Genomic DNA, 16620 nt, shown 5'->3' with positions numbered 1-16620 from the left:
ATGCCTTTAGATATAAAATTTGGGGTAAGTACCTGGTTATGGACATCGCCATTTCAAACATCGACTATTGATGAACTGTTCTCAAAAATAGCCGCAATGGGTTATGATCTGGTTGAAATTGCGTTGGAAGATCCTGATTTGGTTGATGGCAATGCGGTAAAGGCCGCGCTTAAACAATACGGACTTAAAGCCCTTGTTTGTGGGGCCTTTGGCCCAACCCGGGATTTGACCAATGAAGACCCGGCTGTACATGAAAACTGTTTCAAATATATTGCGGCCTGCATGGACCTTTGTGTCTTATGGGATGTTAAGTTTTTTGCCGGGCCAATGTACTCTGCAGTGGGTAAGGCACGTATGCTACCGCCCGAGCTTAGGCAAGCCGAATGGGATTTAGCTGTTAAAAACCTGCGTATAGTTGGTGATATGGCGGTAGAGCGGGGCTTGGAAATTGCTATTGAACCACTAAACAGGTTTGAGTCTGATCTGGTAAATACTTGCGAAGACGTTGTGCGTTTGATAAAAGATATCAATCATCCGGCAGCAAAAATATTGCTTGACGGTTTCCACATGAACATAGAGGAGCCAAGCTTGGAAGCAGCTATAAAACTTGCCGGCGATAAGTTATTACACGTACAAGTAGCCGATAATTACCGCGGTACGCCCGGCACCGGCCAAACTAACTGGGGCGCATACAGAACCGCGCTTGAGGAGATTGGTTATACCGGCGCCATATCAATAGAGAGCTTTACGCCAAATAACAAAGAGTTGGCGCAGGCAGTATGTATATGGCACCCATTGGCTGAAAGTCAGGATAAGTTTGCCATTAACGGGCTGGCTTTTTTAAAGGAATGGGCCGCAAAACCTGTAAAAATTCAACAATATAGTTTATAGTAGTTTATAAAATTTATGCAGAACAAAACAATTAATGTTGCCATAGTGGGCCTCGGTTTCGGGGCCGAGTTTATACCGATTTACCAGCGTCATAAAAATGCAAATATGTATGCCATTTGCCAGCGCGATAAAGAAAAACTGAACGCAGTTGGAGATGCTTTTGGTATTGAAAAACGCTATACCAACTATGATGAGTTGTTACTTGACCCGGAAGTTCACGCTGTACACATTAACACGCCTATTCAAAACCATGCAGAGCAGTCAATAAAAGCACTGCGGGCAGGTAAGCACGTGGCCTGCACCGTACCTATGGCTACTACGGTAGAAGAATGCCGCCAAATTGTTGAAGCCGTTGAAGAAACCGGCCTTACTTATATGATGATGGAAACCGTAGTTTACAGCCGCGAGTTTTTGTTTGTTAAGGAATTGTATGAGAAAGGCGAGTTAGGCAAATTGCAGTTTTTACGCGCATCGCATCAGCAGGAAATGGCAGGCTGGCCGGGATATTGGGAAGGGCTGCCACCAATGCATTACGCAACACATTGCGTTGGCCCGGTAGTGGCGTTGGCCGGAGCCGATGCCGAATACGTGTCTTGCTTTGGTTCGGGTACAATTGATGAGAACCTTATACCAAAATACGGTTCGCCATTTGCCATTGAAAGCTGCCATATTAAGTTCAAAGCTTCTGACCTTGCGGCAGAAGTAACACGCTCTTTGTTTAATACTGCTCGTCAGTATCGCGAAAGCTTTGACGTGTACGGCTCTAAAAAAACATTTGAGTGGACCTTAATTGAGCATGAGCCATCTGTTATTCACACAGGTGAGGTACCCGAGAAAGTTACAATACCAGATTATGCACACCTGCTACCCGAAGAAATACAGGCTTTCACCACAGGTGGTGTATATGATGCTGATAGCAATCAACATCTTTCCTTCTTGCAGGGATCGGGCCACGGGGGTTCGCACCCGCACCTGGTAAATGAGTTTTTATCGGCATTGGTTAACAAACGCGAGCCTTTTCCTAACGCCAGGCAGTCGGCTAATATAACCTGCGTGGGTATATTGGCACACGAGTCGGCAATGGATGGGGGCAAAAAAATAAACCTGCCTCAATTTACTTTAGCAAAATAATAAATTAAGGTTGGCCCGGGCAACTCCATGTTGCGGGTCCATTTTAGTATAATCGGGTGTAAAGGGGCTTTAGGGCCCCTTTACTATTTCTCTACTGATATTTAACTAGTTAGCTTTTTTTATTAGGCCCTTTTACCATAAATCATTAAGTTGTTTAACAGTTGGTTACAAACATTTTACAAACTATTTTAAGGGGGTTTAAAAAAAAATAAAAAAAAAGATTATTGTTTGTAAGATATTATTATCTAATTTCGAATAATAACCAATTGTAAAATACTCCTTAAAGGTTAATCCGTGATACCCCTCACGTACTTTTCCGGTGGGATTTGCTAATATGATAATTCAGGATATAGAGGAAGCTATTCAGAGAGTTGTGTTTGAAGACGACCAGGTAGCCTTTGAAAAAATTTACAAAGGATACTATAGTCGTTTATTCAGGCTTGCATTGTCTGTTGTAAAATCTGAAGAGTTGGCCAACGAGGTATATGATGATGTGATGCTCAATGTTTGGCAAAAAAGGAAAAACCTTGCTCACGTTAATAATTTTACAGTTTATCTGTACGTGTCTGTAAAAAACGCGTCATTGCGGCAATTAAGTAAACTCGGCAAAATTAGCTACATCCGCATTGATGAAGATTTTGACATTCAGGATAACACTCCTACAATGCAAGAGGAAATGATGTCACTTGAATTGTTAGCTATAATAAATCAATCGATTGCAGGGTTATCACCTCAATGTAAACAAGTATTTAAGTTAGTGAAGGAAGACGGTTTGAAGTATAAAGAAGTGGCCGAAATTTTAAATGTAAGTGTTAAGAATGTGGAATACCACATGGGTAACGCCCTGAAGAAGATCAGCGAAAATATCTCAAACAACAAGAAACCGGTAGTTCAGGACGCATTCAAGTCCATCATATTCAATTGACTCAATACTACATCGTTGTAGGTGTTTCTTACGCAACCGGCGATAATCTGCTGCAGAAATATTATTAATTTTTTTTTCCACTAGGGTATGCCCTGTAAAAAAGCCTCCTTTCGTTAATGGTTGCTAATCGCATTTGGATATTGATCGGTAAAAAGGTTTCGGGTGAAGCTACTTTGCAAGAACTTGAAGAGCTGCAAAGCCTTATTGCCAACAGTGGCGATAGTGGCCATACTATAGAGGAACTTGAACATACGTTACTGGCAGTTACTATTGAATCACCCCATAAATCTGACGATGAGATTGATGAAAGATGGAACGAGTTTAAGAAACAAATAGCCCCTGAACCTGCTGTTATTCCATTGCAAAGAGGCAGTAAACGTAATATTATTTGGCTTGCTGCAGCGTCTATCCTGGTAGCGCTGGCAATTACGTTCACACTGATTAAAGCCGACGTATTTAACAGTAACCTTGCAAATAACGTAGTTGCGCCTACCGCATCACCTAAAAAAATAAAACTGCCGGATGGCTCAACAGTGTGGCTAAATGCTAAAAGTACACTTACTCCCGCAAAAAACTTTGGTGTTAAACGCAGAGAAGTAACGCTGGTTGGCGAAGCTTATTTTGATGTTGTTAAAGATCGTAAACATCCATTTGTTGTTAAGACGGCGTCAATGCACCTTACAGTGCTGGGTACCGCATTTAACGTTAGGGCATTCGCTAACGAAAAAAAATCAGAAGCTGCGTTGGTGCATGGTTCAATTGAGGTTATGTTGGTAAATAATCCCGACAAAAAGATAATTTTAAAACCCAGCGAGAAAATAACGGTACGTAACAGCAACCTGGAGGTAACGCCTGCTGCCACTGACCTTGTTGAAAAAGGTAGAACTGTACCTATACCTCTTATTACATTAAGCAACATTCATTATAAAGATAGAGATCCGCTACCTGTAGAAGCACAGTGGATAGAAAAGAAACTTGCCTTTGAATCAGAAACATTTGATGACATTGCAGCGCGCATGGAGCGTTTTTATAACGTTTCTATTAAATTTCAGGACGAGTCTGTAAAATCATTGGTATTAACCGGAACTTTTAAAGACGAAACCCTGAACCAGGCAATGTTAGGCTTACAGGATGCAGGCGGCGGTCAGTTCAAGTTTAAAGCCGAACGCAATAATCAAATAGTCATTTATAAATAATAAACCAATTATACTAAAACCATACCTAAATTATAAGGAGAGATATATGAGATAAAAAAGCTTACCTACCCCTCAGTAGATAGTGCAAAAAAAAGCGGAAGGTGTTGGCGCACCCCCCGCAAAATAGACGCTGTCTTAACTACTTACAGTAAAAGAGAACATAGTTAAAAAACCAACCAATCAAAGTTATGAAAAAAAATATTTCTGACGCCCTACGGGTGCGAAATAAACGCATATTAAAGTTTCTCATTATGTCAAAATGTATCTTGCTGCTTGTCATAATCTCTTCACTACAAGGCTTTTCAAAGGGCTACAGCCAGGATAAGATAAGCATCAAATTGCGTAATGCATCCCTTCAAACTGCCCTAAAGGAAATTGCAAAACAATCAGATTATCGTTTCCTATATAGTGACGCGGTGCTTAATGGATTTGACAATAAAGTTAACCTTGAGGCTACAGATGCCTCTATTAATCAAATAGTATCGCAGGTACTTGCCAATAGCGACCTTAGTTTTAAAGTGAACGCAAACCTGGTTATAATAACTAAACCCATTGCAATTGCTGTCCCAATTAAAGGTAAAGTAACAGACAGTAAAGGCCAGCCTATGCCGGGCGTTACAGTGTTTGAAAAAGCTAATCCGGTAAACGCAGTTGTTACTGATGGTGATGGTAACTATACCATCAGCGTTGCAGACAGAACCTCGGTAGTGGTTATTCGTTACGTAGGGTTTATTACACAAGAAATAACCGCGGGCACACAAACTACAATTAATGCTTCATTGGTAGAAGAAAACGCTACTTTAAATGAAGTTGTAGTTGTTGGTTACGGTGTACAAAAAAAATCCAGCGTAACCGGTGCAGTTAGTAGCGTAAAGGGCGCTGAACTAGCACAGGCACCTGTACCAAATATTAGTAACGCCCTTGTAGGCAGGGTGGCAGGTGTAATTGGTCGTCAGTCAAATGGCGCGCCTGGTAGTAGCGGTAACTCGTCAATTCAAATACGTGGTGTAAATACAACAGGTAACAATGGGGCTTTGGTTGTTGTTGATAACGTAGTACGTGGCAACATAAACCAGGTAGATGTTAATAGTATTGAATCGGTATCTATTTTGAAAGATGCGGCCGCGGTAGCACCGTATGGCTTAAATGGTGCCAACGGTGTAATTTTAATAACTACTAAACAAGGTAAAATTGGTGCCCCAACAATAACACTAAACTCGTGGTACGGTTTCCAGGGACCAACTTATCTTCCAAAAGTATTGGGTCCTCAGGATTATATGCGCCTGCGTAACGAAGCTTATTTAAATGATGTTCCGGGTGGTGTAAACAAGCCTTTTCCACAAAGCACGATAGATAATTACTTAACTATGAATGCTGCTGACCCTGATAGGTATCCTATAGCTACTCCTCAGGATATAATAAAAATGCGTGCCCCTTATCAAAGCCATAACGTTCAGGTAAGCGGTGGTACTGATAGGATCAAGTTTTTTACCAACTTAGGGTTTCTTAGACAAACGGGTATGTTTGACCAAATAGGTTATACACATTACACCTACAGCATGAACGTGGTAGCAAAGGTTACTAATACTACAACCTTTACTATGTCATTAAATGGTTCACAAGAAAAAGATGATGGCTTAGATCCTGATTGGAATGTTGGTAACTTATTACGTGCTGTATACAAATATATACCTACTGACCCTTATAGATATACTAATGGCTTGTATGGTGCTTCTGCCGCTCAAAACCCTGCAATTGTAACTAATTCTGGTGGATATACAAGAGGCTACTATAACACATTATTATCAAGTGTAAGCCTTGAGCAAAAATTGCCAATTAAAGGTTTAAGCATTAAAGGTGTGCTAAGTTACGACCCTGTAAACCAAAATGGAAAAAATTGGCACAAACCGTTTTATTATTATACTGCTAACCTAAGCACTACACCATATACTTATACAGCGGCTGTATCTACTGCTGAAGGAGCCGCTACTGGCTATACTTATTTGACTGAGAGTAATATGAAAAACTTAAGGTTGACTTATGACGGTTATCTTAATTATCGTAATACATTTGGCAAGCATGACGTTACGGGACTAATTGTGGCTACAGCCAGTAACTTTAAATCTGACAATTTTAATGCCCGTATTAACAATTACGCGTTAAGTGTAGACGAGTTTCAATTTGGTAGTTCAAATAAAAACGACTATAGTATTGGTGGTAATTCCAATACATCAAGCCAGGTAGGTTATGTGTATCGTGTAAGTGATTCTTACGATAATGGCCGGTTCACAGTAGAGGCTTCGGGCCGTTATGATGGGCACTATCTGTTTGCACCAACAAAAAGGTATGCTTTTTTCCCGGCATTTTCAGGAGCATGGACTATCTCTAGAGAAAAATTTATGCAATCTGTTACATGGGTCAACAACTTAAAATTAAGGGGCTCATGGGGTAAATCAGGCGCATTGGCTGGTGGTGCGTTTCAATACGTAGATGCTTATACCTTAGGTGGTAACGCTTATGCCTTTGGTTCCGGTAACCTGCTACAAGGTACTACACCTACAAATCAGGCTAATCCTAATATTACCTGGGAACAAGCTATTAAAACAGACGTGGCTTTAGAAGCAACGTTATTTAACGGTGCATTGAATGCTGAGTTTGACTATTTTAAATCAAAACGTTCAGGCATGTTAGCTAATCCAACTACTACAGTACCTAACGAATACGGAACGGGCCTTTCTCAAGTGAATGCAGCCGCTATGGAAAGTTCAGGTTTTGAGGTATCATTAGGCTCTTCGCACAGGTTTGCCAATGGCTTAGTTTTAGGATTAAATGGTAACTTAACCTATGCTACCAATAAATTAACCCAGGTTTTTGAATCAGCTGCAACCTTTAATAACCCTAACCGTAGCAGAACTGGTAGGCCCAATGGCACACAATTTGGTTTACACTCTTTAGGGTTGTTCCAACAATCTGATGATAAAAATAATGATGGTATCATTAATGCCGCTGATGGTTATAATATAACCCAGTTTGGTGTTTTACATCCGGGCGATATCAAATATCAAGATCAAAATGGCGATAATAAAATTGATAATGCAAATGACGAGGTAGTTATAGGTAAAAATGCTACACCACTATTAAATTATGGTTTTACATTAACTGCTAACTGGAAAGGTTTTGATGTAAGCGCGTTCTTCCAGGGATCTTCTTTATCTTCAATAGGTACCTTAGGGTTCCTTACCAACCCTTTCCAGCAAAATAACTCTAACGCTGGTTATGAATATTATGACAATCGTTGGACTCCTTCAACACCAAATGCAAAATACCCAAGAATAGCCGGGGCACCTACACAAAACAATACAGCAAATTCAGATTTTTGGGTTAAAGATGGTTCTTTCCTGAGGTTTAAAACTGCAACAGTAGGTTATACTATTCCCGGCAGTGTTGTACGGGCTTTAAAGATCAAATCTGTTAGATTTTATGTAACCGGCCAAAATATTTTGACCTTTAGTAAGATTAAATTTATTGATCCGGAAACTGCAACAGGCGGTGGTAATAACCCTGCATCTGAAGTACAATTCCCTTTACAGAAGAGCGTAATTTTTGGTTTAAATGCAACTTTTTAACATAAACTAATTTATAAATAAAATTATGAGAAGGATTAAATTTTTAGTAAGGCTATTATTAGTAGTTGTACTAATGAGCACGTTTTCGTGTAAAAAGTATCTTGACGATAACATTAACAAAAGTACTGTGGCTGATGATGCGCAATGGGCATCAGAAGGTAATGCAGATATTTTTCTAAATGCTATATACGGTAGACTTTGTGCAATGAATAATACACCCGATCCGATGGATTGTTTTACTGATGATAACGACGGATCACAGCTGTGGAAATCATGGCCGTGGAAACAAGGTACAGTAGGCCCATCAAATAACGGCGGTGAGCCATTTCGCGAAACACAAGGTGGAAGTAATGCTACTTTTGCAAGTTGGAACGATGCCTACACAAGCATAAGAAGATGTAATCTTTTTATTGAAAAGGTTACTTTAAATAAGGGAAACGTTTTTACCCCCGCTTACGCAGCTAAGAGAATTGATGAAGTGAAATTTTTAAGAGCTTATTGGTATGCCATGTTATGGCAACATGTTGGCGGCTTACCAATTATTACAAAAACACTTAACAATAATGATGGAACTGAGATATACTATGCCCGTAATACCTTTGAAGAAACTTATAATTTTATTGTAAGTGAGCTAACTGCTATTGTGACCAACAACAAATTGGCTGTAAAATACTCAAATGGTAATACCGATGCGGGCAGAGCTACCATAGGCGCAGCTCAGTTTGTAAAGGCTTGGGTGCAATTATATGCTGCAAGCCCTGCATGGAATTCTGGCACTAGCCCAACAGGTGTTGCGGATCCAAATAACCTGATACATTTTGCAAGTGCAGACAATAACAGATGGGCTGCTGCTGCTGCCTCGTTTAAATATTTCATGGATAATTTCCCCCAGTACAGCTTATATAACGATATGACCAAATTTTGGTATGAGGCAAATGAGTATAATTCTGAAGTGATATGGGATAAACAACAGGTGCAAGGCATCGGTGGCCAATTAAATAATAATATTGACCAATACGGTGGCCCGGTTTGGATATATGGTACCTACCATACCTGGGGTAACTATTGTCCTAACCAAGAATTGGTTGACGATTACAGGATGGCCAATGGAAAAAGGATAAACGAAACAGGATCAGGTTATGATCCTAAAAATCCTTATGTAGGGCGCGAAAACAGGTTCTACCAGTTTATAGTTTACGATGGAGCGCCATACAAACAAGATTGGATGCCAACAACAGATATTATTTATACCCGTATAGACGATAACAAAAACAGCCCGAACTATAATGGTGGCCCATTTATTGGTAAAAGTAACCGGATAGTTTTTGATGGTTCAGATCCAACCAGAACAGGTTATTATTTTAGGAAAAAACTAAACAACACAGCATTTGAAGGTGGTAATCGTAATGGCCAAAACCAGGTTTACTATCGTTATGCCGAAGTATTGTTGGGATATGCTGAAGCTCAAAACGAAGCCTTAGGCTCACCTGATCAATCTGTTTATGATGCTTTAAACAAAGTAAGACAACGTCCGGGCACTAATCTTCCTAAAGTAGATTTTGGCACCCTGAACAAACTTGAAATGCAAAGAGAGATAAGGGACCAACGCCGTATTGAGTTTGCTTTTGAAAACCGTCGTTATTATGATCTTATCCGTTGGAAAATTGCAAAAGATATACTAAATGTTGATCGTCATTCTATGGTGATCAAAAATACAGTTCCGGCTGATAACTCAGGTGTATGGACATATACTGTTACTCCTTTGAACCACCCTCACGTGTTCACAGATAAAATGTATATAAGCCCGGTACCTCAGGGAGTTATGGATAATAATAAAAAACTTATACAAAATCCCGGTTACTAATAATTTATTTAACTGATCCACTGGGCGGGGCTGCTTTTTTAAAGCAGCCCCTTTTTTTGTGGAAATTTTTATCGGACCGATAGCAATGCTGAGAAATTTATAAGAAGCGAAAATTTATAAGGTGGCAATTATCAATCACATATTAAATTAGGTGTATTCAAAATATCGAAGTGTATTTGCTGTATACAGCTACACCTACAGCCCGTTTTGGCTTAGAATATCTCAACTGATTTTGTCGTGGAGAGGAAATTAATTTTTGAGAATATAAAAGTACATATCAGATCGCACTGAAAAACCGAGCGACAGATAGAGATTAACAGCACGTTTATTATCGTGTTTTACGTGTAGATAGGGAATGTCAGAGGTAGTTAAAATACGATTTACCTGATTGGTAAGTAGTTGTCGCGCGTAGCCTTTGCCGGCATAGTCAGGATGCGTACAAACGGCACTTAATTCGGCATAATTAAAGGCATGCATACGTTGCCCAGCCATGGCCGCCAGTTTATCATTGTTAAATATACCCTGATAATAACCAAACTCAATAGTGCGCATGTTAAACGGACCCGGGTTGGTGAGTTTTGCCAAAGCCACCATTTCTGCGCAATGATTAGTAGACAAGTTAACTGCTGTATAGGCACACTCATCTTTTATCGCAATACCGTTATGAACCATTTGTAGGCCGTGTACGCAGGCTATAACCTTCCAGGGTGGGGGTATAGTAAGCATTAAGGGCGTAGCAAAAAAATTTATTCGGTTGCCAGGTAGTATTTGGTATAACTCACTAAAACTATCGGCAGTAGCTTCGCGCAGCGCTATAAACGGCGACACATCAGCATTGAAATATTTTACCCTTTCGTTCCCTTCACCAAGATGACTATTACCTGAGTTAAGCGCATGCCATACTGGATTGTTCAATACTTCACTCATAGGCTATTTGCTGTTGCCAAACCGGGTAAATAAAGTAAGTTGCATAACATTGTTAATATTATATGCCTTTGCTTGCTGCACATATTGATTAAGATATCCGGCTTCAAGGTCAACGTTTTTGTTAAAGCGGTGTCCAATCCCAATAAACGCACGGTTTTGATCAAAAAAATGGTTGTTTACCTTCTCTTTGTTTTGTACGTTAACAAATACTTCATTAGCTAATGCAAGATATGTTCCATTGGTAAAAGGCAGTTCTTTGCTGTTTAAAGGCACCACGGCTCTAATAAAATACCTAAAGCGTTGAGAAAAGACGCTTTGTTGGGTGGCTGTTTCGCCTAAAAAGCGCTGTTCAAGCCTAAAGCGATGTGTTATTTGTGTATTAACGCCTGCGGGCTGCGAAATAGTTAGTTGTTCAAACGCCCGGTTTTCGGGTCTGAATGTTTTTACATCGCCCGCCCGACCGCTGGCACCTACGTAAGCATAACCCAAGGCCACATTTTTATTACCGAAATAGTAATTGATAGACGGCCTTAACAATACAGTTTTTAGATAGTCAGCGTGATGAGAGGAGCGCAAATGTCCGTCAAACGATGCGCCCCAGTGTTTGTTGAAGCGCTGGGTATGAAACCACGCGGCCCAGCCCGATAGCTCGTTGGTTTGCGCATTGGCCACACCAACAGCAGCCAGTTGTATAAATGCAATAGCTAACAGTATCCTGTATTTCATAAATGAACTTTAATTGTATCGAAATTTTTCGCAAGTATAGTAAACATCGCAAAGAACTAAATACTCATTAAAATAAAAGTGTTTTTACTTGCGGCTAAATACAGCCCGCAGTTTTTCTACCAAGCTATCATTTTTACTCCCTTTATCGCCACATCCAAGCAAAAAGCCATAAGGCTTAAGGGCGTCAAAATGATCGCAAAAAATCTTTATCATGCCGAAGATAGGTACTGCCAGCACCATGCCTGGCAAGCCCCAAACAGCCTCGCCTATAACAATGCCAAGTATTGTAAATAGTGGATTTAAGTTAACGCCCTTGCCTACAACAAGCGGTTCCAAAATGTATGATTGTATAAATTGTACAAGTGCGTATGTAACAAGGATGCCCCCTATCAGTTTAAAATCCCCGCCTTGAACTATACCCATCATAACCGTTAGGGCTGTTCCGGTTAAATTACCAACGAAAGGTATAATCTCAAGCGTGCCACAGAGGATGGCAAAAAAAATAGCGTACTTAACGCCTGCTATGGTAAAGCCAATGGAATACATGATCCACAATGTCACAATCATCTGAGACAGCCCGATAAGGTATTGTTGCGACACTTCCCCAGCGCACTGAACCATATCGGCAACATTGCCGCGTTGGGTAGCTGGCACGGCCTTTTTAATAAACGTCATCAAGTGGTTTCTGAAATACATCAACATAAAAATGTACACCAACACCAATATTACGTTTACCAGACCGCCGGTTATAATGCCGGTTACCTGGCTTATCATACTTGCGGGGGCTTCCTTATTTACTTGCTCTACCAATTCTTTTTGTTGGCTGCTGTCAATACCGGTACGTGTACTGATAAATTGTTGAATCCTCTGCATCATGCTGGTAAGTCGCTCCTCTATATTATTCATATCGTCTATCAGCGATGAAAGCTGCCATGATAACAGACCTATTATTACAGCAAAGGTTAACAGCAGCAGTAGAATGCAAGTTAAAACAGCCACTGCGCGGTTCAAACCAACCTTTTCCATCCGCTTGCACAATGGTATTAGCAGCATAGCCAATACCAGCGCGAACGCCACCGGCACCAACACCGGCTTGGCTACGTATAACATTGCCGTACCTGCTATGATAATAAACAAAACGTGACTAATACGGGGCAGATAAGTAGATGGAGTTGGTGGCATTGGCAGGGCTTAATAGCGCATCCGTAATTTGGATGAATCATTTAATAAACATTTTTAGGCCAAACATGTTTGGTACATAGCCTTGCGTAAACATATACGCATTTTAAGCCGCACGATATGAGAATAAACAACCTGATAATACCAACAGTAATTGCTATAGCCATGGCAGCGTGTACATCGCCAGAAGAAAAAGAAAGCATTGGAGATACCATAGTTAACCGCGACACTGTTGCCAAACCAATTAAGGTGGAGGCAACTTCCATGTGCTTTTTGCACACCGAAGGCACGGGCAATAAAGACACAACCAGTATTGAACTGGTTATTAAAAACAACAAGGTAAGCGGACAAATGTATTGGCATCCGTTTGAAAAGGATAGCCGTAAGGGTGCATTAAACGGAATCCTGAAAGGCGATACTGTTGAAGCAGTATGGACTTTTATGCAAGAAGGTATGCAGGATACCCTTGGCCTGCAGTTTTTAATTAAGGGTGAAAACCTGATGCAAAAGCCGCTGAAACTGAACAGCCAAACCGGCAGACAACAAACTGATAATACTGCAGGGTTTACGCTTTTGCACCATCCAAGCGTTAGTTTGAAGAAATAGTTATACTGTATTAGAAAGATGTTCCGTTCCGGAACAGGCGGAACGCACCGGAAAGGCTTTTTGGTAAGTAGTTGGCAGTAAGCGGTTTGCTTTTTTTGGTGAAACAAAGCGAAACAACTTATATGTCAGGAAAAATTAGCTGTAGCAATAAGCTATCGCTTTGACTATTAAGAAATTGCTAAATAGCATAAATTGGTCAAAATAAAACAATGATTGTTGCCCAAATCTGGCCTTAATTACGTAGCATCCCCCTCGTGTTTGCGGAGTTTTATTTCGGATTGGTTAAAGTCTTTTTCAAAATCTTTTTCATCCTTAATATTTCGTCTTATCATCCATCCAACCAGGATCAATAAAAGTATTAGAATGGGAACTACCCACCAGTAGTTTACAGCTGTTTCCATGAACTATTGTTAATAGCGGTAAAATAGATAACTACTTTAAATATAACGTTATGCAAATATTAACATTAAAAAAGTTAATACGCGCGTACCATCTGATATTACAATGGACAGATCTTATTGCCGGTTATATAAATTGGGCGATCAACAGATAAAATGAGATATTTATCAGCTATTGTTAACTTAGATAATGCAAACTACCAAAACCTACAACTCCGGAATTGATAACTGGCTAATTGCCGTTTTAACCATACCTTTTTTGATAGTCTTTATACTGCTTCTGTTTAAACCGGATTGGGTAGGGATGTTAGTGATGGTACCTATTGCAGGCTTTGTAGCGCACATACTCTGTGGCACTAAATATACCATAGCAGATACTATATTAACAGTGAAAGCGGGATTTGTGGTCAATCTTTCAATCGATATCACCGCCATTAAAAGTATTACAGAAACCAATAGCTTTTTTAGCGCCCCGGCAAATTCATTAGACAGGATAGAAATTACCTATAACAAATATGATAGTGTTGTAATATCACCTAAAAATAAGGCTGAATTTATTGCTGATATACTTGCAATTAATAGCGACGTAAAAGTTACCTACAAAACCTGAATTTAGCAGTTCGCAACCCATATAAGCACATCCGTAATTAAAAACTTAGTTTGTATATTGCAAAACCGTTTTAAACCTGCTATCCAATAGTTAATAAAATTATATGTTTTGTGTGCTAAAAAAACACCTTGTAAGTTGCTGCCTGTTTTTGCTGCTGGTTGCTTATGGTAATGTGTTGCACGCGCAACGGCCCATGTTTGATTCGCTGCTTAATTTATATGATGCTAAACATCATTCGCCGGTGTTATTTATGCACTTTGACAAGAACGTATATTCTAATAACGAGAACGTTTGGTTTACTGGTTATCTGTTAGACAATATTGATAATTCGCCCTACAAAACACTGTCGCTTACATTGGTTAAGGATGATGACCGCAGCGTATTAATGGACGACAGGTTTGTAATAACTAACGGATTTTGTTTTGGCAATTCCTACATACCCGATTCGGTAAGAGCGGGGAGTTACACGCTTGTTGCGTACGGAAATTTGCTTAAAAACAATGCTCCCAATATTGTTTTTAAGCAGCAAATAACCATTAAAACGGGCAGTCAGCAACTGTTTAACGCTTCACTTAACCCCTTAGATACTTCTGCTACCGCGGCTAACCAAAAGGTAATACTGCTGGTAAATTTCGTGAATGAAAAGTCGCCGCCGTCGTCTGTTCCGGTTACCTATTATGTGGGTAAAGCAAATAAGCCTGTAAGCACGGGTGCTGTAAAAACAGCTGAAGGGCAATATGTTTTTAACATACCTTCTAATTTATTAAGTGCAGGTAATAATACCCTAAATGTGCAGGTTAAGTTTAAAACCGAAGTGCAGGATCTAAGTATAGCGCTCCCTGTTCTGCCGCAGCCCCCCCAGGTAAACTTCTATCCCGAAGGTGGTAACATGTTGAATGATGTTGTTAACATAATTGGCTGGGAAGCAAAAACTGCAGCAGGAGCGCCGCTCAATACAGAAGCTACGCTTTATGAAGATCAGCAAGTGCTTAACACCGTAAATACAAATGGTAATGGGTTGGGCAAATTCGCTATAATTCCTAAACAAGGTAAAAAGTATACGGTTAAGCTTGCACCTGCCAACTATACTACAAGTTATAACTTGCCTGATGCTGTTAGCGGACCTGGTTTGTCTGTAAGACGAGGGATCGTTAACGATACGCTATTGGTGGATATATATAACAATGACCCGCTGAAGAAGCTTTACCTGGTGGGCCATAATTACAGCAAGTCTTTTTTTGAAACACCTATTGAAAAGTTTCCCAATCAACGGGTTAAAATACTATTGAATGGCATGCCGCGCGGTATTATGCAGTTAACTTTGGCTGATAGCCTTGGGCATCCCTACGCCGAACGTGCGGTATTTGCACATTATACTAATACTGCCAAATTAGAGATAAGCGCCGATAAAGACGACTATACTAAACGCGAAAAAGTTAAGCTTAAAATAAAGCTTAACGGCCAGGCTACCACCGGAGCGGTATCTGTAGCTGTTGTTCAGGAAAACAGGGTAGAGCTTAAAAATAAAAATGATATTGAGACCTATACTTATTTGAAGAGCGAACTAAGCAGCGTGCCTGTAAAAGAAAATTATTTTAGTAATGATGATATTGACCGCCGCGACTTGGAAAACGTACTGCTGATTAGAGGTTGGAGCAGGTATAAGTGGACTGATGTATTGAAGATAAAAGCGGTGGACACTGTGCGCAATACCCAAGACTTAGTTTTTACCGGCAGGGTGAAAAAATATGCAGGAAAGTTTAAAGAGCCTGTAGTTTTGGTAGCATTCACACCTACAACTATGCACAACACAGATGTAAACGGAGATTTTGTGTTACCAGATAGTAGCATAGTTACTGAAGCCGGTAAAAAATTGACGATGATGGTAGCCAACGATAAACCGTCGGACTATAAGATAAACCTGGCAAACCCTTATGATAGTGTAAATAGAAAAATAGCTAAGTTGATAAACCCGGAGCAATACCTTATGGCCGTGCAGGAAACTTCGGCCGCATCCAGATTGTCGGCGTCAGAGCATGCCATTCAGCTTAAAGAGGCCGTTATTAAAGCAAAAAAAGATGATTTTTTTTCGCAAAGTGGTAAGGAATTAAGAGAGAACGATTGCGGCGACTATGTGTGTATGTATAATATACTTAACTGTCCAAACCATCATTTCGGCAGGCCGGCAATGGTTGGAGAAACATATCAGGGGAGGGTTTATACTGGTTGCCAATCAGGGCGACCACTTAATCAGCCAAATTCAATCAGATTTAAAGGCATATACGCCGCGCAGGAATTTTATCCGGCAGATTATGCTGAGCTTAGTCCCAGCCAGCCGGAATATGTATCAACACTGTTTTGGAAAAGCCAGCTGATGTTGAAGAAAGGCGAAACGCAGGAAGTATCGTTTTACACCAGTGATATAACCGGCCCCTTCAAAATTATAGTACAGGGTGTAACAGATAAGGATGTTATCTATGGCGAAGCCTCGTTTAGGGTAACTAAGTAATCGTACTCCTTACTTTTATTTATCTGCTATTG

Annotated in this window: 13 protein-coding genes; 9 read left to right on the top strand and 4 right to left on the bottom strand. The window is 40.2% G+C overall.

Going from position 1 to position 16620, the window contains the following annotated elements; genetic code table 11:
- The 6 genes from ACVW2L_RS15930 to ACVW2L_RS15905 all read left to right on the top strand — a co-directional run bounded on the left by ACVW2L_RS15930 (position 1) and on the right by ACVW2L_RS15905 (position 9633).
- Positions 1–891: a sugar phosphate isomerase/epimerase family protein gene (locus ACVW2L_RS15930; RefSeq protein WP_457128948.1), complete on the top strand. Its 891-nt coding sequence runs from the start codon at positions 1–3 to the stop codon at positions 889–891.
- A gap of 15 nt (positions 892–906) precedes the next feature.
- Positions 907–2022 (top strand): Gfo/Idh/MocA family protein, encoded by a 1116-nt coding sequence (locus ACVW2L_RS15925; protein ID WP_457128947.1) that lies wholly within the window; start codon positions 907–909, stop codon positions 2020–2022.
- Between the two features lie 334 nt (positions 2023–2356).
- Positions 2357–2947, top strand: coding sequence for an RNA polymerase sigma-70 factor (locus tag ACVW2L_RS15920; protein ID WP_457128946.1), 591 nt, complete (start codon positions 2357–2359; stop codon positions 2945–2947).
- Positions 2948–3063: 116 nt separating this feature from the next.
- Positions 3064–4143 carry a FecR family protein gene (locus ACVW2L_RS15915; RefSeq protein WP_457128945.1) on the top strand — a complete coding sequence of 360 codons (1080 nt, stop codon included), beginning with the start codon at positions 3064–3066 and terminating at the stop codon, positions 4141–4143.
- A 188-nt stretch (positions 4144–4331) separates the two neighbouring features.
- Complete coding sequence (locus ACVW2L_RS15910) at positions 4332–7769, top strand: TonB-dependent receptor (RefSeq protein WP_457128944.1); 3438 nt, start codon at positions 4332–4334, stop codon at positions 7767–7769.
- 25 nt (positions 7770–7794) lie between these two features.
- Positions 7795–9633: a RagB/SusD family nutrient uptake outer membrane protein gene (locus ACVW2L_RS15905; RefSeq protein WP_457128943.1), complete on the top strand. Its 1839-nt coding sequence runs from the start codon at positions 7795–7797 to the stop codon at positions 9631–9633.
- Positions 9634–9882: 249 nt separating this feature from the next.
- On the opposite strand, the gene ACVW2L_RS15900 is transcribed toward ACVW2L_RS15905, so the two are convergent.
- The 3 genes from ACVW2L_RS15900 to ACVW2L_RS15890 form a co-directional block, all read right to left on the bottom strand.
- Positions 9883–10560, bottom strand: a complete 678-nt coding sequence (locus tag ACVW2L_RS15900; protein WP_457128942.1) for a GNAT family N-acetyltransferase — start codon at positions 10558–10560, stop codon at positions 9883–9885.
- A gap of 3 nt (positions 10561–10563) precedes the next feature.
- Entirely contained in the window at positions 10564–11286 is a 723-nt protein-coding gene (locus ACVW2L_RS15895; protein WP_457128941.1) for a DUF2490 domain-containing protein, read from the bottom strand.
- 84 nt (positions 11287–11370) lie between these two features.
- Positions 11371–12468 carry an AI-2E family transporter gene (locus tag ACVW2L_RS15890; protein ID WP_457128940.1) on the bottom strand — a complete coding sequence of 366 codons (1098 nt, stop codon included), beginning with the start codon at positions 12466–12468 and terminating at the stop codon, positions 11371–11373.
- 117 nt (positions 12469–12585) lie between these two features.
- Between ACVW2L_RS15890 and ACVW2L_RS15885 the strand changes: the two genes are divergently transcribed.
- The gene (locus tag ACVW2L_RS15885; protein WP_457128939.1) at positions 12586–13071 is read left to right on the top strand and encodes a hypothetical protein; all 486 of its coding nucleotides are present in this window, start codon (positions 12586–12588) and stop codon (positions 13069–13071) included.
- Between the two features lie 236 nt (positions 13072–13307).
- Here ACVW2L_RS15885 and ACVW2L_RS15880 read toward each other — a convergent pair whose 3' ends face one another.
- A complete protein-coding gene (locus tag ACVW2L_RS15880; RefSeq protein WP_457128938.1) occupies positions 13308–13472 on the bottom strand; it encodes a hypothetical protein in 165 nt (54 codons plus the stop codon).
- A gap of 187 nt (positions 13473–13659) precedes the next feature.
- Here ACVW2L_RS15880 and ACVW2L_RS15875 point away from each other — a divergent pair, with 187 nt between their 5' ends.
- Both ACVW2L_RS15875 and ACVW2L_RS15870 read left to right on the top strand, forming a co-directional pair.
- Positions 13660–14079, top strand: coding sequence for a PH domain-containing protein (locus ACVW2L_RS15875; RefSeq protein ID WP_457128937.1), 420 nt, complete (start codon positions 13660–13662; stop codon positions 14077–14079).
- Between the two features lie 112 nt (positions 14080–14191).
- On the top strand, positions 14192–16588 hold the full coding sequence (locus tag ACVW2L_RS15870) for a hypothetical protein (RefSeq protein WP_457128936.1): 2397 nt from the start codon (positions 14192–14194) through the stop codon (positions 16586–16588).
- Positions 16589–16620: the final 32 nt, after the last annotated feature.

The organism is Mucilaginibacter sp. HD30, from assembly GCF_054061755.1.
This window is presented reverse-complemented; position numbering and strand designations above follow the sequence as displayed.

Bases quoted from the DNA above. Each gene is read 5' to 3' on its own strand.
- ACVW2L_RS15930 (WP_457128948.1), top strand. From the start codon at position 1: ATGCCTTTAGATATAAAATTTGGGGTAAGTACCTGGTTATGGACATCG.
- ACVW2L_RS15925 (WP_457128947.1), top strand. From the start codon at position 907: ATGCAGAACAAAACAATTAATGTTGCCATAGTGGGCCTCGGTTTCGGG.
- ACVW2L_RS15920 (WP_457128946.1), top strand. From the start codon at position 2,357: ATGATAATTCAGGATATAGAGGAAGCTATTCAGAGAGTTGTGTTTGAA.
- ACVW2L_RS15915 (WP_457128945.1), top strand. From the start codon at position 3,064: ATGGTTGCTAATCGCATTTGGATATTGATCGGTAAAAAGGTTTCGGGT.
- ACVW2L_RS15910 (WP_457128944.1), top strand. From the start codon at position 4,332: ATGAAAAAAAATATTTCTGACGCCCTACGGGTGCGAAATAAACGCATA.
- ACVW2L_RS15905 (WP_457128943.1), top strand. From the start codon at position 7,795: ATGAGAAGGATTAAATTTTTAGTAAGGCTATTATTAGTAGTTGTACTA.
- ACVW2L_RS15900 (WP_457128942.1), bottom strand. From the start codon at position 10,560: ATGAGTGAAGTATTGAACAATCCAGTATGGCATGCGCTTAACTCAGGT.
- ACVW2L_RS15895 (WP_457128941.1), bottom strand. From the start codon at position 11,286: ATGAAATACAGGATACTGTTAGCTATTGCATTTATACAACTGGCTGCT.
- ACVW2L_RS15890 (WP_457128940.1), bottom strand. From the start codon at position 12,468: ATGCCACCAACTCCATCTACTTATCTGCCCCGTATTAGTCACGTTTTG.
- ACVW2L_RS15885 (WP_457128939.1), top strand. From the start codon at position 12,586: ATGAGAATAAACAACCTGATAATACCAACAGTAATTGCTATAGCCATG.
- ACVW2L_RS15880 (WP_457128938.1), bottom strand. From the start codon at position 13,472: ATGGAAACAGCTGTAAACTACTGGTGGGTAGTTCCCATTCTAATACTT.
- ACVW2L_RS15875 (WP_457128937.1), top strand. From the start codon at position 13,660: ATGCAAACTACCAAAACCTACAACTCCGGAATTGATAACTGGCTAATT.